Here is a 20,665-nt window from a genome sequence, read left to right as displayed (position 1 = left end):
TCACTCCTGAACGGGCTGGGACGGAATCGTCGCACGGACCTCGAACCCGCCCTCGGGCCGGGCTCCGGCCTCCAGTTCACCATCGAGCATCCTCACCCGTGCACGTAATCCGGCCAGACCCCGTCCGCCCGCCGGGCCAGGCCTCCGCGTGACCGGCACGGTCGCCGGGGAGGCGGCGGGCGCGTCGGTCGTCACCTTGATCTCGACGTGCTCCTCGTGATGCCGGACCAGGACGTGTGTCATCTGCCCGGACGCGTGCCTCATCGCGTTCGTGAGCGCCTCCTGCACCACGCGGTACGTGGCCAGCTCCACGTCCACGGACCGCGCCCGCCGCTCGCCCCGCTCGCCGAACTCGACCGGCTGACCCGACCTGCGGGCCTGTTCGACCAGGTCTGACACCCGCCCCAGGGCCGGGGCCCGGTCCGCCCGCGCCGGGTCGGCGACCGCGGACTCACCGGTCGCCTCCAGCACACCGAGCAGGTACCGCAGTTCCGTCAGAGCCCGACGGCCGGTGTCGCTGACGGCCACCAGTCCCTCCCCGGCCCGTTCCGGCGCGGACGTGAGCAGGAACTGCGCCGCGTCGGACTGGACCACCATGGCCGTCACATGATGGGTGACCACGTCGTGCAGTTCGCGGGCGATCCGTGCCCGCTCGGCGGCCGTGGCCACCTCGGCGGCCAGCCGCCGCCGCTCCGCTTCTTCCCCTCGCCGCATGCGTACGGCACCCCCCACCAGCCAGATCGCGGCCAGAGTCAGATAGAACGCGAGATAGTCCGGGATTCCCTGCGGTGAGCCGAGGTGGTGCAGGACGACGGCCAGTACGGCGTAGGCCGCGCTCGCCACGACGGCCACGGCGCGGCGGAGGCCGACCTGATGGGCCCCGGCGGAGTACAGGGCGAGATACAGCCCCACGCTCCCGAACGTCGTCGCGAAGCCCAGCGCCTGGTGCACGGCGAACGCGCCCGCGACGACGGCCAGACAGGCGGCGGGCCACCGGCGGCGGGCCGCCGACGGCAGGGTCTGGGCCAGGACCAGCCCGATGCCCAGCGCGTTCGCCGGCCGCTCGGGCAGATCGCCGATCTGCCCTCCGATGTTCGACAGGGTCGGCACGAAGGCCAGCAGGGCGAGCACCAGAGCAAGCACGCCGTCCTTGACGGAGGCATCCCGCTCGCTCCACCGGTCGAGTGGTACCCGGAACAGCGAGGGACTCCAGAGTGCCTGACGGGACTTCACTTCCGATTCCTCCAGTCGACCTGTCTCAGTGCCGGGCCCGCCGCCGGGGCAGCAGACCGCCGCGCCGGTGGGCGAGGACGGCCATCGAGACGGTGATCAGTACGCTGATGACGATGGGCACGATCGACGCCTCCAGCCCGAATCCGCCGCCGGTCAGCAGGGCGGAACCATGGACGTCGACGGTGTACAGACCCGCGGGGGTGTGTCCGGAGACCGGGATGCCGAGCAACTGCTCGACAGTGTTCCAGGCGAAGTGCAGACCCACGACGAACCAGATGCTGCGCCGCCACAGGAACGCGGCACCGAGCATGGCGCCCGCCTCGAGAGCGATCGCCACCGCGCTCCACCCATTGGCTCCGGGAGCCCCCAGGTGGGCGACGCCGAAGAACAGCCCGGTGATCGCGACGGCGGCCCGGCTGCCCCACAACTGCTCCAGGGCCTGCAGGGCGAGACCACGGAACAGCAACTCCTCGGTGACCGCCGCGCCGATCTGCACCATGACCGCGGACCACACGACCGACACGAAGCCGTTGCCCGCCCAGGAGAACGAGTAGCCCCCGAGAGCCGTGATCAGGAGCGCGGACACGAGGATGAAGCCCAGGCCGATCCCGCCGCCGAGCAGTAACTCCCGGCCGGCCCCATGCCGGGCGATCTCCGGCGTGGAGCGTCGTGCGACGAAACGCATGACCGCCCAGTACACGGCCACCGCGGCAGCCGCTCCCAGCGCCGGCACCGGACCGGGACCCGTCGCGGTCAGGCCCGAGACGAGACCGACACCGACCATGCCCGTCAGCATCCAGCCGAGTGGAGACCGAACGATCCGGCCGAAACGGCCGCCCCGCCCGTCGCCCTCTTCGTCCGGACCGGATCCTGTGCCGTGCGGTGCGGTGGACGTCGTGCCCATCGTGGCCTCCCCTGGTGATGGTGGTCGCACCGATGGCGACCTGACAACCACGCTAGGAACCCGCCGACGTCCGCGAGTCACCCCCACATGGACAATCCCTGTAGCTCTCAAGGGGGATGCGCCACCCGCGCGCCCGCCCATCCAGGGGAGGTACCGGTGGATCATCGCCCGCGATCGCTGGGGCAGGGCTTCGTAGTCTCGCGACAGGCGGCGGTATCGCATGATCCATGTCAAGCCGTGTTCACAGACCTCTTGCGGCTGCTGGTCCGTGGCAGCTACGGCCCCGGAGGCCGATATCCGGTCTCGTCCAGGACGGCTCCCGGAAGGAGGGACTGCCGGTGCAGTCGCTACAGAGCGTCGAACGGGGGAACGATGCGGACGATGATGATGAGTGGCTCGCGCGGGGCCACGAGGAAGTAGAACCATCCGCCGGCAGCGTCCATGCGACGTAGACCGCCCGGTCTTGGGCCGTTGCCGAGATCGCTGACGTCGATTCCCGTACTGGCGAGGTCGATGAGTTGGTCGGCCAGGCGTTCGACTTCCGTCACGACGTGGGCGGGGAGGCCGCCTGCCACATGGTCGTCATCAGGGTCGTATTCCCAGTGCCAGTCCGTGCTCACCGGGTTGATAGACCGACGGCCGTGTGAGCCTCGTCGAGAAGTCGTCCGATCTCGGCGGCGGCCTGTCGTGCCTGCCTGGCGTCGCCCGCTTCAGCGGTGTTCTCCCAGCGGCGGAAATCTGCTGCCAGACCGGGCTGGCGTTGGATATGGACATAGACGGCCCACTGGGTGATGAATCGCCGGAGAGGGGCAAGATCGGAGCCCTGCCGGGACTGGTCGGCGGCCTGGTCCAGCTCCCGCGTGAAGGCGGGGAGCGAGGCAGGTGCGATCTGACTGATGGCCTGCCGTAGCGCGGTGACCGTTGCGGGCGGCTGAGGGATGAGTGGTTGCTCAGCGGCTGAGGTGGTCATGGCTGCTCCCATGGGCGCGATTCTGTCCCACGCCTCAGCCTAGCGGGCAGGAGCACTTTCGCTCCGCTCGAACGAGTGAGGGAGAAGCGATTCAGCGCCCTCGCGACTGATCTCGACGGCCAGAACGGTCTCCTGACCCTCCTTCGTACCCCAACCGGAGCGGTAGACCATCCACAGAAAGCTCGGCTTGATCCACGTCATCCTGTCCCGTTTCCGCATGGTGCGGGAACGCCCCTCTCGGACGGCGGCCAGGTCCGGCTCCCGGTGGAAGGTGTTTCACCGGGGCGCTGTGAGCAGTTTGCCGGTGAGCAGGCCGTGGGTGGTTCGGGCCGTGGCCACCGACCAGGCGGTCAGCAGGAGGGCGTACAGGGCGACGGCCAGCACCTCGAAGGCGGCCAGGCCTGTGTGCCGGGCCAGGCCCTCCGCGCCGGTGACGCAGGTGCCCACAGGGAAGGTGAAGGCCCACCAGGTCATCGCGAAACCCATGCCCTGGCGGCGGGCCCGTACGGTCAGCGCGACGGCCAGCGCGAGCCACAGCAGCGCGAAACCCAGCACGGGGACGCCGTAGAGCACGGCGAGGAGCGCGAAGCCCTGGTCGAAGGGGGCCGGCACCACGCCGGGGGCGACGTCCGCGAACTTGCCCACCGCGGTCGTCGACTGGCCCAGCGGGCCGAGCACGAGGAACAGCGTCGGGGTGAGCGCGAGCGGCAGCGGACCCGAGGTGACGAGCCGGGCGAAGACCATCGGCAGCATCACGAAGGTGGCCACCAGGCTGATCCCGAACATCGCGACACAGGCGAGGAGCAGCGTCTCCCGGGGCTGTCCGGCCGGCAGGTGCGGAACGAGGAGGGGGCCGAGCGCGGCCGACACCATCGGCGCGACGATCGGCAGCAGCCACACGGGGGAGGCCTGTCCGGGCTCGATGCGATGCCGTACGACCATGAGGTACGGGACGGCCACGGCGGCGGTGAGTCCGATCAGCGTCCCGGCGGTGAACAGGACGGTGTCCACGGCGAGGGCCGCCGGTGTTCCGATCCAGTCCCGGCCGACCAGCAGGGTGCCGCCGCCCACGGCGAGCAGGGCCATCGACAGGCAGCCGTAGAAGGGAGCCATGGCGGGGTCGAGGAGGTGGGCACGGGCCTGGTCGCGGTGGTACGTCCAGTGCAGGGCGCGGGCGGTGAGCAGCGAAAGCAGCAGGGCGAGGGAGAGGGCCCACACGGCGGTGCAGGCGGTGCGCAGGCCCGGGACGTCCACGGGAAGTCCGGCTCCCGCCGTGGCCACGATCGCCGTACCCATCACGGAGGCGTACCAGTTCGGGCCGAGATGCCGGACCGCGGCGACGGCGCGGCTTCCCGGGACACGGGGGGTGTTCGTGCCGGGGACGGTTCCCGCCTGATGGGCGGAGAGGGGCTGGGCTGCGGTGACCATGACACCACGGTCGTCCGCCCGGGGGCTCCCCACCAGGGAGCACGCACCTATGACGGCATAAGCTGGCTTTATGAGCAGCAGCGCTGAGGATCGTCATGGGTAGCGGTGCTGAGGAGCGGCCCGGCGCCGGGATCGCGCACCGGGTACCCGATCTGGGTGCGCTGGAACTGCTGCTGGCGGTGGCCCGCCTCGGCAGTCTCGGGCGCGCCGCACGGGAGGTGGGGATCACCCAGCCGGCGGCCAGCAGCCGTATCCGCTCCATGGAGCGGCTGCTCGGGGTGGCGCTCGTCGACAGGTCGCCGCGCGGGTCGCGGCTCACCCGCGAGGGGGCGCTCGTCACGGACTGGGCCCGGCGGGTGGTGGACGCGGCCGAGGCGTTCGACGCCGGGGCGCAGGCCCTGCGCGACCGGCGCGACTCGCGGCTGCGGGTGGCCGCGAGCATGACCATCGCCGAGTATCTGCTGCCCGGCTGGCTGATCGCCCTGCGCGCGCAGCGTCCCGACACGGCCGTGTCGCTGCTCGCCGGGAACTCCGTCGCCGTCGCCGAGCGGCTGCTGGCGGGCGAGGCGGACCTCGGTTTCGTCGAGGGGCTCTCGGTGCCGTCCGGTCTCGACGCCACCGTCATCGCGCACGACCGGCTGATCGTGGTGACGGCGCCGGGGCATCCCTGGGCGCGCCGCCGGGCGCCCCTCGCGGCGGCGGAGCTGGCGGCCACGCCGCTCATCCTGCGGGAGGAGGGGTCCGGTACGCGTCAGGTTCTCGACTCCGCGCTCGGTGGGCTCGCGCGGCCGCTGATCGAGCTGTCCTCCACGACGGCGGTCAAGGCCTCCGCCGTCAGCGGCGCGGGGCCCGCCGTCCTGAGTGAACTCGCCCTGGGCGAGGAGCTGTCCGCCCACCGGCTGGTGGGTATCCCGCTCGCCGACGTGCGGCTCACCCGCGCCCTGCGGGCCGTCTGGCCGACGGGGCACCGGCCCACGGGGCCGGCCCGCGATCTGCTGTCCCTGACGCGGGGGGCGCAGGAGTAGCGGGACGGACTTCTTTCGCCCCCTCCGCCCCTGCCCGTCCCGTACCCGGGGGGGCGCTGGTGTAGCGGGTGGGTATTATTTCCCCCCTGCCCCCCGTCCGGGACCGGTCCGGGGGGGCGCCCCCCCCGGACCCCCGCTCCTCACACGCCGGAGGGGCTGAATTCTCCTGTCCGGCCCCGGAAGGTCTCAGCCCGTCCGGGGGCCCGGATCGTTCAGGTCGCCGCTGTCACCAAGCCCCGCATCACCCGCAGGTCGTCTCCCATCTCCGGGTGCCACTGGACTCCCAGCACCCAGGCGGAGCCGGAGAGTTCGATCGCCTCCACGGTGCCGTCGGCCGCGTGCGCCGAGGCCAGCAGACCCGCACCGAGGCGGTCCACCGCCTGATGGTGGTACGTCGGCACGGCGCACGGTTCCGGTACGAGCCCGGCGTACCGCGTCCCCGGTACGGGTGTCACCTCGTGGTGTCCGATGACACCGGTGTCCTTCACATGCCCGTCGAGGTGCTGGACGAGCGTGCCGCCGAGGGACACGTTCAGGAGCTGGTGGCCCCGGCAGATGCCGAGGAGCGGGGTGCCGGAGTCCAGCGCGGCCCGGATCAGGGCGAGTTCCCAGGCGTCGCGCTCGGGGGCGGGCGGGCCCGTACGCGGGGAGCGCTCGGCGCCGTACCGGGCGGGGTCGACGTCGGGGCCGCCCGCGACGACCACCGCGTCGAGCCGGGCGACCGTCTCGCGCGCCAGGTCCGGATCGTCCGGCGGCAGCATCGCGGCCAGTCCGCCCGCCCGCTGCACGAGCCGCGGATAGCCGGCCGGCAGCAGCGCTGCCTCCAGCTCCCACACGCCCCAGCGCGCCGCGGCCTCCAGATACGTACTCACACCGATCAGCGGCCTGCCCACGCGCTACTCCCTCGGATCCGGGTCGCCACGACGCCCATGAACGGCGACGGCTTCCATGGCGCCAATGGCCTCCGCAGCGCCCATGGCTTCCATGACTTCCATGTGTCTTCCATGGCTTCAATGGAAAGGTCTCATACCTTTGCGGGGTGGGGAGCGGAAACACAGGGGCTCCACGCGTCACGTCCGGCTCATGCCAGGAACCCCCGCAGCAGTGCCGCCGTGCCCGCGCAGTGCTCCCGCATCATCTCCCGCGCACCGTCCGCGTCCCCGTCGAGCACCGCCTCGACGATCGCGGTGTGCTGACGCTGCGAGTGCTCCAGATTGCGGACGAGGAGCGGGATGCAGTCGAGGAGGTCGTTGACGCCGGCCCGGACGGCCGCGTACCGCGCGGCGAGGGACGGGGAGCCGCACAGCTCGGCGAGGGTCAGGTGGAGCATGGTGTCCAGGCGCCGGTACTCGGCCAGCGGGGCGTCGTTCGTCCGCTCCAGCGCCTCGCGCAGCCGCAGCGCCCGGTCCGCGTCGAGCCCGTGCGTCGCGCACAGCCCGGCCGCGCCCACCTCCAGTACCTCGCGGAAACGCAGTACGTCCTCGATGTCGACCGCGGCGACCCGGCGGCGCAGCTCGTGCTCGCCCGGTGTGTCCGTGCGGGCCAGCACGAAGGTGCCGCCGTACCGGCCGCGCCGCGACTCGACCAGCCCCTGGTCCTGGAGCACCTTCAGGACCTCGCGCAGCGTCACCCGGCTGATGCCCAGCCGGTCGGCCAACTCCCGCTCGGAGGGCAGCCGTTCCCCGCCCGGTACCAGGCCGAGCCGGACGATCTGGAGGATCTGCTCCAGCGCCTCCTCGAAGCCGTTGCCCGCCCGCACCGGCCGCAGGACCGACGTCAGCCGGTCGTCCGTCCCACGGTCGGGTTGCGCCCGCGTCATCAGGTCGCGCCCCCTTCCCAAGCAATGGTTCTCCGCAATACCTTATGGCCCTCGGCTGACCCAAGGAGGCTTTTCCGGTGGCAGACCGCACACCCCCGCTCTCCGTCGACGAACTGCGCGTCCTCGTCGAGGCCGGTGACATCGACACGGTCGTCCTGGCCTTCCCCGACATGCAGGGGCGGCTCCAGGGCAAGCGGTTCGCCGCGGCCTTCTTCCTCGACGAGGTCCTGGAGCACGGGACGGAGGGCTGCAACTACCTCCTCGCCGTCGACACCGACATGAACACCGTCGACGGATACGCCATGTCCTCCTGGGACCGGGGATACGGCGACTTCGCCATGCACCCCGATCTCACGACCCTGCGACGCGTGCCCTGGAACGCCGGCACCGCCCTGCTCGTCGCCGACCTCGCCTGGAACGACGGCTCGCCGGTGGTCGCCGCACCCCGCCAGATCCTGCGCCGCCAGCTCGAACGCCTCGCCGCACTCGGCTACACCGCCCAGGTCGGCACCGAGCTGGAGTTCATCGTCTTCAAGGACACCTACGAACAGGCCTGGGACAGCGGCTACCGGGGGCTCACCCCGGCCAACCAGTACAACATCGACTACTCGGTCCTCGGGACCGGCCGCATCGAGCCCCTGCTGCGCCGCATCCGCAACGAGATGCAGGCCGCGGGCCTCACCGTCGAATCCGCCAAGGGCGAGTGCAACCCCGGCCAGCACGAGATCGCCTTCAAGTACGACGAAGCCCTCGTCACCTGCGACCAGCACGCGATCTACAAGACCGGCGCCAAGGAGATCGCCTCCCAGGAGGGCGTCTCCCTCACCTTCATGGCCAAGTACAACGAGCGCGAGGGCAACTCCTGTCACATCCACCTCTCCCTGGCCGACGCCGACGGCACCAACGTGATGGCGGGCTCCGCCCAGGACCCCGGCGGCATGTCGGAGGTCATGCGCCATTTCCTCGCCGGACAGCTCGCCGCGCTGCGCGACTTCTCCCTCCTGTACGCGCCCAACATCAACTCGTACAAGCGCTTCCAGCCGGGCTCCTTCGCGCCCACCGCCGTCGCCTGGGGATACGACAACCGCACCTGCTCGCTGCGCGTCGTCGGCCACGGCCGCTCGACGCGCTTCGAGAACCGGCTGCCCGGCGGCGACGTCAACCCGCACCTGGCCGTCGCCGGACTCGTCGCGGCCGGCCTTTACGGCATCGAGCGGAAGCTGGAACTGCCCGAGGCCTGCTCGGGCAACGCCTACACCGCCGAGTACGCGCACGTCCCCACCACCCTGCGCGAGGCCGCCGAGCTCTGGGAGAACAGCCCGATCGCCCGGGCCGCCTTCGGCGACGAGGTGGTCGAGCACTACCGCAACATGGCGCGCGTCGAACTGGAGGCCTTCGACGCCGCGGTGACCGACTGGGAGCTGCGCCGCTCCTTCGAACGCATGTGAGGACCCCCTTGCCGCACCCGCACGCATCGCACCCGGACGCGCCGCACCCGCGCCCGTCGCACCCGTCCACCTCACCCCCGTACGACCACGAACTCCGGGTGCTCGACCCGGCCACCGAGGAGGTCGTGGCCACCGTCCCGGCCGCCACCGCCCAGGACGTGGCGGACGCCGTCGTACGGGCCGGCCGGGCGCAGGCCGGATGGGCCGCCCTCGCGCCCGCCGACCGGGCCAGGCTGCTGCGCCGCTTCGCCTCCGTCGTCGACGGCCACCTGGAGGAACTGGCCCGCCTGGAGGTCCGCGAGGCCGGACACACCCTCGGCAACGCCCGCTGGGAGGCGGGCAACGTGCGCGATCTGCTCGACTACGCCGCTGGGGGCGTCGAGCGGCTGACCGGCCGTCAGATCCCGGTCCCCGGCGGCCTCGACATCACCCTCCTCGAACCGCTCGGCGTCGTCGGCGTCATCGCGCCCTGGAACTTCCCGATGCCCATCGCCGCCTGGGGCACCGCACCCGCCCTCGCCGCGGGCAACGCCGTCATCCTCAAACCCGCCGAGACGACCCCGCTCACGGCACTGCGGCTGGCCGAACTCGCCCTGGAGGCGGGCCTGCCCGAGCACCTCTTCCAGGTCCTGCCCGGCGCCGGTCCCGTCGCGGGCGACGCGCTCGTCTCCCACCCCGGCGTCGCCAAGATCGTCTTCACCGGGTCGACCACCGTCGGCAAGCAGGTGCTGGCGAAAGGCTCCGCCCTCCTCAAACGCGTCACCCTCGAACTCGGCGGCAAGAGCCCGAACATCGTCTTCGCCGACGCCGACATCGAGGCCGCCGCCGCCTCCGCCCCCATGTCCTTCCTCGACAACTCCGGCCAGGACTGCTGCGCCCGCACCCGCATCCTCGTCCAGCGCTCCGTCCACGACCGCTTCCTCGAACTCCTCGCCCCGGCCGTCGAGTCCGTCGTCGTCGGCGACCCCTCCGACGAGCGGACCCAGATGGGCCCGCTGATCTCCGCGGCCCAGCTGGAACGCGTACGGTCCTACGTCGACGCCGACGCCCCCGGCATCCGGGGCAAGGCCCCCGGCGGCCCCGGGTTCTGGTTCGCGCCCACCGTCCTCACCGGCGTCGAACCCGGCGCGCGCGTGGCCGTGGAGGAGGTCTTCGGCCCCGTCGCCGTCGTGCTGCCCTTCGAGGACGAGGCCGACGCCGTCCGGCTCGCCAACGCCACCGACTACGGCCTGTCCGGCTCCATCTGGACCCGCGACGTCGGCCGTGCCCTGCGCGTCTCCCAGGCCGTCCGCGCCGGCAACCTGTCCGTCAACTCCCACTCCAGCGTGCGCTACTGGACCCCCTTCGGCGGCTTCAAGCAGTCGGGAATCGGCCGTGAACTCGGCCCGGACGCGCTCACCGCCTTCACCGAGACCAAGAACGTCTTCATCAGCACGGAGGGTCCCGCACAGTGACTTCAGACACCCCCGAGACCATCTGCCGCCGCCTGGTGGGCCGCACCGCCGTCATCACCGGCGCCGCCAGCGGCATCGGCCTCGCCACCGCGCGCAGGCTCGCCTCCGAGGGCGCCCACGTCGTCTGCGGCGACATCGACGAGCAGCACGGAAAGGCCGTGGCCGCGGAGGTCGGCGGAATCTTCGTCAAGGTCGACGTGACCGACCCGGAGCAGGTCGAGAACCTGTTCAGGACCGCGTACGACACCTACGGCTCGGTAGACATCGCCTTCAACAACGCGGGCATCTCGCCGCCCGACGACGACTCCATCCTGGACACCGGCCTGGAGGCGTGGAAGCGCGTCCAGGAGGTCAACCTCACCTCCGTGTACCTCTGTTGCAAGGCCGCCATCCCCTACATGCGCCGCCAGGGCAGGGGCTCCGTCATCAACACCGCCTCGTTCGTGGCCCGCATGGGCGCGGCGACCTCCCAGATCTCGTACACGGCCTCCAAGGGCGGGGTGCTGGCCATGTCCCGTGAACTGGGCGTCCAGTTCGCCCGGGAGGGCATCCGGGTCAACGCCCTGTGCCCCGGCCCGGTCAACACCCCACTGCTCCAGGAGCTGTTCGCCAAGGACCCCGAGCGGGCCGCGCGACGGCTCGTGCACATCCCGGTCGGACGGTTCGCCGAGGCGGACGAGGTCGCGGCGGCCGTCGCGTTCCTCGCCAGCGACGACTCCTCCTTCGTGAACGCCACCGACTTCCTGGTGGACGGGGGCATTTCGGGCGCGTACGTCACACCGCTGTAGCGGAACCGGCCGGTCCGCGGGGAGGGGGGCGGCCCGGTCGCGCCCGACCCGCGGACCCCGTGTACCGCCGCTCCCGGTACGTCCTGATGCCGTGGCGAACGCTGCCGGCCGCGGCACTAGAGTGCCGGGATGAGCATGACACCTCCTCCCGGCTGGTACCGCGACCCGTCGTACCCGCTCGTCGAGCGCTGGTGGGACGGAACCGCGTGGACCGACCACCGGCGTCAGCCCGAGACCCCGCAACAGCCCCTGATACAGGCCCCGTCGCCCGGCGGATCCGGCTCCGGCCGGGCCAAGGCCGTCGCCCTCGTGACGGCCGCCGTCGTCCTCGTGGCCGCGATCGTCACCGGCGCCGTACTGCTGCGCGACGACGACGGAGGCGACGAGGCCGCGACACGGACCACGCCCGCGACCGCGTCGCCCACCCCGTCCGACGACCCCTCGCCGTCCCCGTCCGGCGCCTCGCCGTCCGCCGGTGACCCGTCCGTCGTCGTTGACGAACTCGACGGCATCACCTTCCCGGTCCTCGACGGCTGGGCGAAACCGCAGTACGTCGCCGACCACGACACGGTGCTGACGACCCCGCGGACCTACGACTGCCCGGGCGACCCCGGTCTGTGCCGGCACGGCCGGGTCGATGTCCGTACCGCGACGGCCACCGACGAGACCTCACCGAAGGTCCTCGCCGAGGGGGACATCGAGGACGCCGCCGACAGCGCGTACGGCCACGACCTCGTCGGCAGCCGGCCCTTCCGGGGCATCGCCTCCCACCGGCTGGTGAAGTCCGGCTCGGTCGCCGTCGCCGGGCGCGCCGGGTATCTCGTGCGCTGGAAGGTCAAGACCGGTGTGGGGCCCGGGGGTTACGTCGAGTCGCTGGCCTTCCCGTCCAGCGTGGGCTCGCAGTCCCTGGTCATCGTCCGGTTCGCCATCGACGCCGGCGCCGACGCGCCACCGGTGGCCGACATGGACCGGATCACCGAAGGCATCCGCTCGGTGGGCCAGAAGGACGCCGGCGGCGGTGTGGGCAGCAGCATCGGCCCGTCCGACTGAACGACGCCCACCCGGCCGGGGGACGGACAGGCGTCTCCGGGCCGGGCGGGCGTGGTCCCGCGGATCAGAGGAAGGTGTGGCCCTCGCCGCGATAGGTCGGGACGGAGGCCGTGACCGTGTCACCCTCCACGAGGTGCAGGGTGTCGAACCGCTCGCACAGCTCACCGGCCTTCGCGTGCCGGAACCACACCTTGTCGCCGATGAGCAGATCGTCCGCCGGGGAGCCGAGCAGCGGGGTCTGCACCTCGCCGGGACCCTCCTGGGGGTCGTACGACAGTCCCTCCGGCAGATACGGGACGGGCAGCCGGTCCGCGCCCGCGGCCCCGGACGCGGGGTAGCCGCCGCCCAGCACGGTCACCACACCCACGCCCGGCCGCCGCACCACGGGCTGGGCGAACAGCGCCGCCGGGCGTCCGCTGAAGGACGTGTAGTTGTCGAAGAGCCTCGGCACGTACAGCCCCGAACCGGCCGCTATCTCGGTGACCGCGTCCTCGGCGGCCGTGTGCTGGACGCTTCCGGTGCCGCCGCCGTTGACGAATTCGAGGTCCGGCTCCACGGCCCGGACCGCCCGGACGACCTCCGCGCGCCGCTGGGCGAGCTCCTTGCGGGCGGTGGCCTGCATCAGCCGCACGGCACGCGAGCGCAACGGCCGTCCCGAGACCGCGTCACCGACACCGGCGATGTGACCCTCGTACGCCATGATCCCCACCAGTTTGAACCCGGGGGCGCGTTTGACGGCACGGGCCATCTCGGCCACCTGGGCGGGGGAGTACAGCGGTGAACGCAGCGCCCCGACCCGCACCCGGCCGCCGAACAGCTTGAGCGAGGTGTCCAGCTCCAGGCAGACCCGCACGACCTCGGTACCGCCCTCGCGTGCCTCGTCGATGAGGCGGAGCTGCGCCGGATCGTCGACCATGACGGTCACCGCGGCGGCGAGCTTGGGGTCGGAGGTCAGCTCGGCGTAACCCTTGCGGTCGGCCGACGGATAGGCGAGCAGGACGTCGTCGAAACCGGACCTGGCCAGCCACAGCGACTCGGCCAGGGTGAACGACATGATCCCCGCGAAACCGTCGCGTGCCAGGACGCGTTCCAGGAGGGTGCGGCAGCGGACGGACTTGCTGGCGACACGGATCGGCTTCCCGCCGGCCCTGCGAACCAGATCGTCCGCGTTCGCGTCGAAGGCCTCCAGGTCCACGATGGCGACGGGGGCGTCGAGGTGAGCGGTGGCCCGGTCGTAGCGGGCCCTGTCGGAGGCACGGGCTGTCATGAGCGAAGACTGCCAGACTCCATTACCGCAGGGTAGGGGGACGTTCCGGGCAGATGCCCCGGGGCCTCGTACTGGTTCCCGCCCGAGGCGTGTCAACCCGTAGAGTGACGCGGACGCAGGGAGGAACGACCTTGCCCCGGCGGGCCCTGCCCGGGGTGACGGTGTCCCGGCGCGGGTATGCGTGCCCGTGGCGACCTCTCGCGCGACACGAAACGGCTCGCCGAGTCACGGGGCGTCCGACAGCCCGGTGCGAGGAAACGGGGGGTGCATGAGTACGGAAGCGCGGCGCGCCTCGAATCCCCGGCGTCCCTCCACTCCACCGGCCGCGGCCCCGCCGGCCCCCCAGACCCCGCCGCCCCCGGCGAACCCGCCGGCCGCTCAGGCTCCGGCCCACTCTGCGGTTCCGGTTCCGCCGAAGCCCGTCCGGTCGCCCGGACCGGACCTCTCGGCCGGGGAGGACTGGTCCGCCGAGGCACCCTCGCCGAGCTCTCAGGGATCGCCCTCCGGATTCGGGCAGGCCGTGTCCGACGGCGCTCCGTCGGCCCCGCCGCGCCCCGCGAGCCCGCCTCGCGGCACAGCCCCGTCGGTGCCGCTCCAGCCCGTACGGCCCCCGTCCGCGCCGGAACGGTCCGCCACACCGGAATCACCGGCTCCGAGGCCCACCTCGCTGGTCCGTCCGAGGGCGGCCTCGACGAGCGGGTCCGGTCCCGCCGGCGCCGCTTCGTCCGGCGGCCCGGCGCCCACAGGTACGGCCGGCTCGCCCGGGCGGGCCGTGTCCGGTACGCCGGCAGGGTCCGCCGCACCCGGCGCCCCGGGTTCCGCCGCTCCCGCGGCACCGGAGTCCGTCTCACCCGGCAGACCGTGGTCGGCCTCGGCGGGTACGCCGCGATCCGATGAGCGACGGTCGGCTTCGGCCCGTACGGGATCCGATGACCGACGGTCGACTTCGGCCCGTACGGGATCCGATGACCGACGGTCGACTCCGACCGGTACGGGATCCGACGCGCCCCGGGCCGCTTCGCCGGGCGCACCGGACGCACCGCGGGCCGCTTCCCTGGGTGCGCCGGGGTCCGCCTCGCCGCGGTCGGCCGCGGCCGGCACGCCGGGGTCCGACCCGCGACGATCCGCCCCGACCCGTACTCCAGCCTCCGGCGCGCCCCGCTCAGTCTCGTCCGGTACACCGGGATCCGCCCCGCGACGGGCGGCCTCGACCGGTACGCCGGGGTCCGCTCCGACCGGTACGCCGGGGTCCGACGCCCCGCTGTCCGCTCCGGCCGGCAGGCCGGGGTCCGCTCCGGCCGGTTCGTCGTCGTCCGGTGTGCCGCGCACGGTGGCGTCGTCCACCGTGCCGCGCCCCGCGTCGGACGGTGCCCCACCCGACCGCCCGGCCCCGCCGTCGGTGGCTTCACAGCGCTCCGCGTCGGACGCCGCTCCGCAGGGTCCCGGATCTGCGTCGCGGCCGGAGGCCCGGCGCTACCCCCATCTGCGCCCCGAGGACCGGACGGGCGCGCCGACCCCGCCGCCCCCCGCGGCCTCCGCTCGTTTCCCGGACGCCCCGCCCGCGTCCGCCCCAACGGCACGCCCCGACGGGGCGCCGCACCCCGCAGGCCCGTCGCGGCCCGGGGGAACGCAGCGTCCCGCGCAGCGCCCCGCCCGGTTGTCGCACCCCGCCGCGCCGCAGCGCCCGTCCGAGCCCCCGCGCGCCTTCGACGCTCCGCGCCCCTCGGAGTCCGCGCCGCCGTCGGAACCCGGACGGTCCTCGGACCCGTCGCGCTCCTCCGGTGCCGCGCGGACCCCCGAGTCCGGGCACCCGGCCGGGCTCCGGCGCCCGTCCGAGCCCTCGCACCCTTCCGTCCCCTCACGTCCCTCCGGACCCCCGCGGTCCCCCGATCCGTCACACGCCGTCGAGCCCTCGGGCCCGTCCGAGCGGTCCGCGGCGTCCGATCGGGCCGGAGCCCCGGCGCCGGTCGGAGCGGCCGGGCCGGACCTCGGTTTCGGGGAGCGGTTCGGGGAGGTCACGCGGGAGACGCGGACCGGGCGCGACGGAGCCGGCGCGGGCTCCGCGAGCACGCCTCCGTTCATTCCGGCCCCGTCGCCGGCACCGCCCGCCGAGGCGACCCCGGGCGTGCGGCGCCCCTTCGTATCGTTCGCGGAGCCCGAGACGTACGGCCGCGACACCGCGCGGGTGCGTTCGTTCCGCGGGCGGATCCGGCCGGGTGCCGTGACCGCCGCGACCTGCCTCGTGCTCGGACTCGGCCTCATCGGCGGCGCGGTGACCGGCAGTTGGCTCACCGGCGACGACACGGACGCACCTGGTTCGGCCGGCGCGTTCACGGCGGCCGGAGACCTCTGGCACGGCGTCCCCGTGGACCGGCTCTTCCCGCCGACCGTGCGCGGCGACGGCGCGGGCCCCGGCGGTTCCGACCGCACCTGGACACGGATCGCCGTCGCCCCCGACACCGGCTGCAAGGACGCCTTCGACCCGCTGCTGCGCCAGGCTCTCGCCCCCGTCGGCTGCCTGCGCCTGCTGCGTGCCACCTACGTGGACGCGACCCGCAGTCATGTCACCACCGTCGGCCTGCTGTTCACCAAGGCGGACGCGGCGGCCATGACCTCCCTGAAGGCCCGCTTCCGCAAGGAGGGCCTGGACCGGCGCACCGACCTGCTGCCCCTCCCGTACGCGGCGAAGGGCACCGCCGCCGAGAGCTTCGGCAAGGCGCAGCGTGCCTCGTGGACCGTGTCCGTCCTGACGGACGCCCCCGTCGTCGTGTACGCGGTCTCCGGGTTCGCCGACGGGCGTACGGTCGCCGCCCCGCAGCCCGCCGCCGAGGCGATGAAGCCGGAGGCGACCACGGCCGCGGCCCAGTCGGGCCTCGGCCATGAGGCGCAGGGCCTCGCCGACCGGGTCGAGCGAGGCCTTCGCAAGACCGTCACCTCGTCCACGGAGAAGCCGTCATGACCCGCGACGACGGCCCCGACGGCCGCACCCGGCAGCCCCGTACGACCGGACCCGCCGGCACGACCGGAGCGTCGGCCCCCGTCGGCCGCCCCCGGCGCCCGGCCCCGACAGCCCGCCGGCCCCGGCTCTCCCGCAGGTCCGGCGCACTCGCCGTGTTCCTCGCCGCCTCCCTCGCGCTGGTGCCCGCCGCCACCGCGCACGCCGACGGCATACGTGCCCAGCAGTGGGGCCTCGACGCGATGCACACGCAGCAGGCGTGGCGCACGACCAAGGGCAAGGGCATCACCGTCGCCGTCCTCGACACCGGCGTCGACGCCCGGCACCCGGACCTCAAGGGCAATGTGCTCGGCGACAAGGACATGGTCGGTTTCGGCGCGAGCCGCGGTGACGTGACCTGGGCCCGGCACGGCACCGCCATGGCGGGCATCATCGCCGGGCACGGCCACGGGCGGGGCCGCGCCGACGGCGTGATGGGGATCGCCCCCGAGGCGAAGATCCTGCCCGTCCGCGTGATCCTCGAGGACAAGGACCCGGCCCGCTCCAAGGCCCGCAACACCCGTGGCAACGCCCTCGCGGAGGGCATCCGCTGGGCCGCCGACCACGGCGCCGACGTCATCAACCTCTCGCTCGGCGACGACTCCCGGTCGGCCCACCCCGAACCCGCCGAGGACGAAGCGGTCCAGTACGCGCTGAAGAAGGGGATCGCCGTCGTCGCCTCCGCGGGCAACGGCGGGGAGAAGGGCGACCACATCTCGTACCCCGCCGCCTACCCCGGGGTCATCGCGGCGACCGCCGTGGACCGCTACGGAACGCACGCCTCCTTCTCCACCCGCCGCTGGTACGCCACCGTCAGCGCCCCGGGCGTCGACGTGGTCATCGCCGACCCTGACGACCGGTACTACGAGGGCTGGGGCACCAGCGCGGCCTCCGCGTTCGTCTCCGGCGCGGTCGCACTCGTCAAGGCCGCCCACCCGGGTCTGTCCCCGGCGCAGATCAAGCGGCTGCTGGAGGACACCGCCCGCAACGTTCCCTCCGGCGGCCGCGACGACTCCCGCGGCTTCGGCTTCGTCGACCCGGCCGCGGCCATCAAGGCGGCCGGCCGGATCGATCCGGAGGGCGGCCCCAAGGCGGCCGCGTACGGCCACAAGTACTTCGGCACGGGGCCCGACGCCCCCGACGACGGCGGCAGTTCGGCCGACTGGGCCGCTCCGCTCGCGGGCGCCCTGGGCCTGGGCCTGCTGGCGGCGGCGGTGTTCCTGTGGCGCGGTCGCAGGCCCTCGAACCCGTTCGAACGGCCGTAGCGGGGAACGCCGTTCGGGCCCACCGCGGTCCCGGTCGCGCCGAATCCCGCCGCCGACCCGTCGAAGGCCGGTCCTCGAACGGCCGCTCCGGGGCGGCCCTTCGACGGCCGGGCCTCAGCCCTCGGCCGTGTCCTGGAACGCGGACACCGCCGCCTTCGACACCGCTTCCACCAGCGAAATGCCCTTCGCCTGCGTGGAGTTGCCGTTAGACAGCGTCGCCACCAGGTAGTCGTGGCCGTCGGCCGAGATCCGTCCGATGCTGTTGATGTCCCACAGTCCGGTCGTGCTGCGGGCCAGCCACCCGTTCTTCAGCGCCGATCGGGACCCGTCGCCGGCGGCGGACACTCCCCAGCGCTGGTCGGTCTCGATCTCGCCCATCAGCCCCTGGAGATAGGACCGCGAGGCCGCGCTCAGTTCGGAGTCGTCCCCGAACACCTGCCGCAGAAGCGTGAGCTGGTCGCTCGCGGTGGTCTGGGTCAGACCCCACAGCTCACCGTCGCCGCCCTGGGTGTCCGTCAGACCGAAGCGCTTGTTCGCGGCGTCCAGCCCGTCGGCCCGGCCGATGGAGGCCCAGAGCGATGTCGCCGACGCGTTGTCGCTGTTCTCGATCATCGCGGTGGCGTGCGTCTTCTCCCGCGCGGTGAGACGCCGGTCCGCGTCCTGCGCCTGGAGCAGCAGCGCCGCCAGGATGTTCACCTTGACGATGCTCGCGGTGTCGAAGGCGGCGTCGCCGTAGCCGGCGCTCTCGCCCGAGCCGATGTCGAGGACGGCGACCGACGTCTTCGCACCGGCCGCCACCGTCACCGACTTCAGCGCCTTGGCGAGCAGCGCGTCCCGGTCCACGGAGGGCTCCGTCACGGGTTCCACCGACGCCTCCTCGCTCCCGGCCGACGACGCGGAGGGCGACGCCGACGCCGCCGACGATACGACGGCGGGGCCGTCGTGCGCCTGCGCCTTCATGTACACCGTCCCGGCGGCCGTGGCGCCGACGAGGACGACCGAGGCCACCGCGGTGTACAGGAGTGGCGTGCGTCGGGAGGGCCGGGCGCGACGCCCGCGTGCTCTTTGACGGTCCATCCGGCGATGCTCGACGGCCGGGCTGTGGCGTCCGTTAGACGCGTGTGAAAGACGTGTCAGGGAAAACTGAGAAACTCATGAATCCCGTCGCCCGCGCGTTACAGGGGCCGCACAAGCGCAGCAGCATTCCCCAGATAGGGTCGGGGACCGTGGCGAACAAGAACATTCCCGACCCCGGCTTCCCCGACGACGACGGCTCCGCCGACCCCCGGCTGAGCGCCGCGCTCGCGGCCTGGTCCGCCGACCGCAAAGCCGTACCGCCGGTCCTGGAGGCGCTCACGGGCGCCCGGCTCCTCGTGCCCGTCGTGGCGATGCTCGGTGAGGTCGAGGAGGACGAGAACGGGCTGCGCCGCGAGAAGACCAGTGACATGGCGGTGCCCACGCTCAAGGCCGGGAACCGTACGGCGCTGCCCGCCTTCACCTCGACGGATTCGCTGGCCCGCTGGGATCCGAAGGCCCGCCCCGTCGCCGCACGCCTGAACCAGGTCCTGGAGGCCGCGGCCCACGAGAAGGCCGACACGATCGTGCTGGACCTGGCCGGTCCCGTGTCCTACGAGCTGACGGGTTCCGCCCTGCTGGCGGTCGCCGAGGGGCGCACGACCGCCGATCCGCTCGCCGATCCCGCCGTCGTCGAGGCGGTACGGGCCGCGGTCGCCGCCGAGCCCCTCGTGGCCCGCGCGCATCTCGGCCCCGGTCCGGCGGACGGCACCCTCGCGCTCGTGCTCGACCCGTCGGCCGCCCCCGCCGAGACCGCTCGCGCGGTGGCCGAGCGGCTCGCGGCCGACGAAACGCTGAGGGCCCGCCTGGTGCGCGGCCTCGACCTGGCACTGCTGCCGGCCGAGGCGACGCCTCCGGGCGAGCCCCTGTACGTACGCGGATAGGCACGCGAGCGGGTCCGTGTCCGTACGGCGATCCGTACGGGCACGGGTCAGCCGTAGACGGGTCCCGTGTACTTCTCGCCGGGGCCCTGGCCCGGCTCGTCCGGGACGAGGGACGCCTCGCGGAAGGCGAGCTGGAGGGACTTCAGGCCGTCGCGCAGCGGCGCGGCGTGGAAGGAGCTGATCTCGGTCGTGCTCGCGTCGAGCAGACCGGCGAGCGCGGTGACCAGCTTGCGCGCCTCGTCCAGGTCCTTGTACTCGTCGCCCTCCTCGGTGAGACCGAGCTTCACGGCGGCGGCGCTCATCAGGTTCACGGCGACCGTCACGATGACCTCGACCGCGGGGACCTCGGCGATGTCGCGGGTCATGGTGTCGTAGTCGGGGTTCTGGGGAGGGGTGTCACTCATGCCTCACACGATAGGCCCAGGCGCGCGCGGCCCCGTCCGCGGGAGCCTTCCGCCCGGTGAGCGGCGGTAGAGGAGGCCTCCGGTTAGCGCGTACCCGGCGGAACTGCTAACCTTGTGTAACGACCGGCCGGACGCTTAGGTGCTCGGCCCACAAGTGGAGGCTCCGATCTCCCACCTGACCGTCCTTCGGGACGGCGGGTCATCCGGTCAGGTGGCCGCCATCGTTCCGTACGGACGATGGAGTCGCCCGAACGCGCGCCCCGCGGTAGACCGCGGCGGTGCTCCGGTTGCCATGGAGCCCCGCCTGTGTCCCGTCCGGGGCATTTTTCATGCCCCACGGCGGTTGGTCAACATGTCATCAGAGACATACGCGGCTGTCCGCCAGACCGCCGTGTGGTGCTACCGAGGAGGATCCATCAGCACCGAGCCCCGCATCAACGACCGGATTCGCGTTCCCGAAGTGCGACTTGTCGGTCCCAGCGGCGAGCAGGTCGGGATTGTTCCGCTTGCCAAGGCCCTTGAGCTTGCTCAGGAGTACGACCTCGACCTGGTCGAGGTGGCGGGGGGCGCGCGCCCCCCCGTCGGCGAGCGCAATGTCTAAGGCACGTTGCATTACGATTCTGCCCTCTAGGCCCGCGAGCCGCGCAACACACATCC

At 72.9% G+C, this 20,665-nt stretch carries 20 protein-coding genes and 1 pseudogene; 9 read left to right on the top strand and 12 right to left on the bottom strand.

The window, feature by feature from the left end; genetic code table 11:
* From ACFXGX_RS36800 to ACFXGX_RS36775, 6 genes are all read right to left on the bottom strand, one after another.
* Entirely contained in the window at window positions 1-1,233 is a 1,233-nt protein-coding gene (locus ACFXGX_RS36800) for a sensor histidine kinase (RefSeq protein ID WP_384800649.1), read from the bottom strand.
* A 25-nt stretch (window positions 1,234-1,258) separates the two neighbouring features.
* On the bottom strand, window positions 1,259-2,137 hold the full coding sequence (locus ACFXGX_RS36795) for a CPBP family intramembrane glutamic endopeptidase (RefSeq protein WP_384800646.1): 879 nt from the start codon (window positions 2,135-2,137) through the stop codon (window positions 1,259-1,261).
* A gap of 347 nt (window positions 2,138-2,484) precedes the next feature.
* Window positions 2,485-2,757, bottom strand: coding sequence for a hypothetical protein (locus ACFXGX_RS36790; protein WP_384800643.1), 273 nt, complete (start codon window positions 2,755-2,757; stop codon window positions 2,485-2,487).
* Window positions 2,754-3,107 carry a DUF6247 family protein gene (locus ACFXGX_RS36785; RefSeq protein WP_384800640.1) on the bottom strand — a complete coding sequence of 118 codons (354 nt, stop codon included), beginning with the start codon at window positions 3,105-3,107 and terminating at the stop codon, window positions 2,754-2,756. The genes ACFXGX_RS36790 and ACFXGX_RS36785 overlap by 4 nt, the downstream gene beginning before the upstream one ends.
* A gap of 39 nt (window positions 3,108-3,146) precedes the next feature.
* Window positions 3,147-3,359 carry a DUF4291 family protein gene (locus ACFXGX_RS36780; protein ID WP_384800680.1) on the bottom strand — a complete coding sequence of 71 codons (213 nt, stop codon included), beginning with the start codon at window positions 3,357-3,359 and terminating at the stop codon, window positions 3,147-3,149.
* Window positions 3,360-3,383: 24 nt separating this feature from the next.
* The gene (locus tag ACFXGX_RS36775; RefSeq protein ID WP_384800637.1) at window positions 3,384-4,535 is read right to left on the bottom strand and encodes a TDT family transporter; all 1,152 of its coding nucleotides are present in this window, start codon (window positions 4,533-4,535) and stop codon (window positions 3,384-3,386) included.
* Window positions 4,536-4,630: 95 nt separating this feature from the next.
* Between ACFXGX_RS36775 and ACFXGX_RS36770 the strand changes: the two genes are divergently transcribed.
* Entirely contained in the window at window positions 4,631-5,560 is a 930-nt protein-coding gene (locus ACFXGX_RS36770) for a LysR family transcriptional regulator (RefSeq protein ID WP_384800634.1), read from the top strand.
* A gap of 212 nt (window positions 5,561-5,772) precedes the next feature.
* On the opposite strand, the gene ACFXGX_RS36765 is transcribed toward ACFXGX_RS36770, so the two are convergent.
* Window positions 5,773-6,453, bottom strand: a complete 681-nt coding sequence (locus ACFXGX_RS36765; protein ID WP_384800631.1) for a gamma-glutamyl-gamma-aminobutyrate hydrolase family protein — start codon at window positions 6,451-6,453, stop codon at window positions 5,773-5,775.
* 188 nt (window positions 6,454-6,641) lie between these two features.
* Window positions 6,642-7,379: a FadR/GntR family transcriptional regulator gene (locus ACFXGX_RS36760; RefSeq protein WP_384800628.1), complete on the bottom strand. Its 738-nt coding sequence runs from the start codon at window positions 7,377-7,379 to the stop codon at window positions 6,642-6,644.
* A 77-nt stretch (window positions 7,380-7,456) separates the two neighbouring features.
* Between ACFXGX_RS36760 and ACFXGX_RS36755 the strand changes: the two genes are divergently transcribed.
* From ACFXGX_RS36755 to ACFXGX_RS36740, 4 genes are all read left to right on the top strand, one after another.
* Window positions 7,457-8,827, top strand: a complete 1,371-nt coding sequence (locus ACFXGX_RS36755) for a glutamine synthetase family protein (RefSeq protein WP_384800625.1) — start codon at window positions 7,457-7,459, stop codon at window positions 8,825-8,827.
* 98 nt (window positions 8,828-8,925) lie between these two features.
* Window positions 8,926-10,281, top strand: coding sequence for an aldehyde dehydrogenase family protein (locus tag ACFXGX_RS36750; protein WP_384800677.1), 1,356 nt, complete (start codon window positions 8,926-8,928; stop codon window positions 10,279-10,281).
* On the top strand, window positions 10,278-11,069 hold the full coding sequence (locus ACFXGX_RS36745) for a 3-oxoacyl-ACP reductase (protein ID WP_384800622.1): 792 nt from the start codon (window positions 10,278-10,280) through the stop codon (window positions 11,067-11,069). The genes ACFXGX_RS36750 and ACFXGX_RS36745 overlap by 4 nt, the downstream gene beginning before the upstream one ends.
* A gap of 129 nt (window positions 11,070-11,198) precedes the next feature.
* Window positions 11,199-12,119, top strand: coding sequence for a DUF2510 domain-containing protein (locus ACFXGX_RS36740; protein WP_384800619.1), 921 nt, complete (start codon window positions 11,199-11,201; stop codon window positions 12,117-12,119).
* A gap of 64 nt (window positions 12,120-12,183) precedes the next feature.
* Here ACFXGX_RS36740 and ACFXGX_RS36735 read toward each other — a convergent pair whose 3' ends face one another.
* Together ACFXGX_RS36735 and ACFXGX_RS36730 are read right to left on the bottom strand one after the other, a co-directional pair.
* Entirely contained in the window at window positions 12,184-13,386 is a 1,203-nt protein-coding gene (locus ACFXGX_RS36735; RefSeq protein ID WP_384800616.1) for an amino acid deaminase/aldolase, read from the bottom strand.
* Window positions 13,387-13,875: 489 nt separating this feature from the next.
* Window positions 13,876-14,730: a hypothetical protein gene (locus ACFXGX_RS36730; RefSeq protein ID WP_384800613.1), complete on the bottom strand. Its 855-nt coding sequence runs from the start codon at window positions 14,728-14,730 to the stop codon at window positions 13,876-13,878.
* Between the two features lie 781 nt (window positions 14,731-15,511).
* Between ACFXGX_RS36730 and ACFXGX_RS36725 the strand changes: the two genes are divergently transcribed.
* A complete protein-coding gene (locus tag ACFXGX_RS36725; protein ID WP_384800611.1) occupies window positions 15,512-16,345 on the top strand; it encodes a hypothetical protein in 834 nt (277 codons plus the stop codon).
* Window positions 16,342-17,646, top strand: coding sequence for a type VII secretion-associated serine protease mycosin (gene mycP / locus ACFXGX_RS36720; RefSeq protein ID WP_384800608.1), 1,305 nt, complete (start codon window positions 16,342-16,344; stop codon window positions 17,644-17,646). Before ACFXGX_RS36725 ends, mycP begins: the two co-directional genes overlap by 4 nt.
* 114 nt (window positions 17,647-17,760) lie before the next feature.
* Here mycP and ACFXGX_RS36715 read toward each other — a convergent pair whose 3' ends face one another.
* On the bottom strand, window positions 17,761-18,723 hold the full coding sequence (locus ACFXGX_RS36715; protein WP_384800605.1) for a serine hydrolase: 963 nt from the start codon (window positions 18,721-18,723) through the stop codon (window positions 17,761-17,763).
* A 149-nt stretch (window positions 18,724-18,872) separates the two neighbouring features.
* On the opposite strand from ACFXGX_RS36715, the gene ACFXGX_RS36710 reads away from it, so the two are divergent.
* Window positions 18,873-19,604: an SseB family protein gene (locus tag ACFXGX_RS36710; RefSeq protein WP_384800602.1), complete on the top strand. Its 732-nt coding sequence runs from the start codon at window positions 18,873-18,875 to the stop codon at window positions 19,602-19,604.
* Between the two features lie 47 nt (window positions 19,605-19,651).
* Here ACFXGX_RS36710 and ACFXGX_RS36705 read toward each other — a convergent pair whose 3' ends face one another.
* Complete coding sequence (locus ACFXGX_RS36705; protein WP_384800599.1) at window positions 19,652-20,008, bottom strand: DUF1844 domain-containing protein; 357 nt, start codon at window positions 20,006-20,008, stop codon at window positions 19,652-19,654.
* A gap of 391 nt (window positions 20,009-20,399) precedes the next feature.
* Here ACFXGX_RS36705 and ACFXGX_RS36700 point away from each other — a divergent pair.
* Window positions 20,400-20,591: pseudogene (locus tag ACFXGX_RS36700) on the top strand (translation initiation factor IF-3); the annotation flags it as partial.
* Between the last annotated feature and the right edge of the window lie 74 nt (window positions 20,592-20,665).

This window comes from Streptomyces sp. NPDC059371 (assembly GCF_042751995.1).
Taxonomy (GTDB): Bacteria; Actinomycetota; Actinomycetes; order Streptomycetales; family Streptomycetaceae; genus Streptomyces.
This window is presented reverse-complemented; position numbering and strand designations above follow the sequence as displayed.

Coding starts and splice junctions, on each gene's coding strand:
- mycP (WP_384800608.1), top strand. CDS start 16,342: ATGACCCGCGACGACGGCCCCGACGGCCGCACCCGGCAGCCCCGTACG.
- ACFXGX_RS36735 (WP_384800616.1), bottom strand. CDS start 13,386: ATGACAGCCCGTGCCTCCGACAGGGCCCGCTACGACCGGGCCACCGCT.
- ACFXGX_RS36760 (WP_384800628.1), bottom strand. CDS start 7,379: ATGACGCGGGCGCAACCCGACCGTGGGACGGACGACCGGCTGACGTCG.
- ACFXGX_RS36740 (WP_384800619.1), top strand. CDS start 11,199: ATGAGCATGACACCTCCTCCCGGCTGGTACCGCGACCCGTCGTACCCG.
- ACFXGX_RS36795 (WP_384800646.1), bottom strand. CDS start 2,137: ATGGGCACGACGTCCACCGCACCGCACGGCACAGGATCCGGTCCGGAC.
- ACFXGX_RS36775 (WP_384800637.1), bottom strand. CDS start 4,535: ATGGTCACCGCAGCCCAGCCCCTCTCCGCCCATCAGGCGGGAACCGTC.
- ACFXGX_RS36785 (WP_384800640.1), bottom strand. CDS start 3,107: ATGACCACCTCAGCCGCTGAGCAACCACTCATCCCTCAGCCGCCCGCA.
- ACFXGX_RS36705 (WP_384800599.1), bottom strand. CDS start 20,008: ATGAGTGACACCCCTCCCCAGAACCCCGACTACGACACCATGACCCGC.
- ACFXGX_RS36715 (WP_384800605.1), bottom strand. CDS start 18,723: ATGGACCGTCAAAGAGCACGCGGGCGTCGCGCCCGGCCCTCCCGACGC.
- ACFXGX_RS36770 (WP_384800634.1), top strand. CDS start 4,631: ATGGGTAGCGGTGCTGAGGAGCGGCCCGGCGCCGGGATCGCGCACCGG.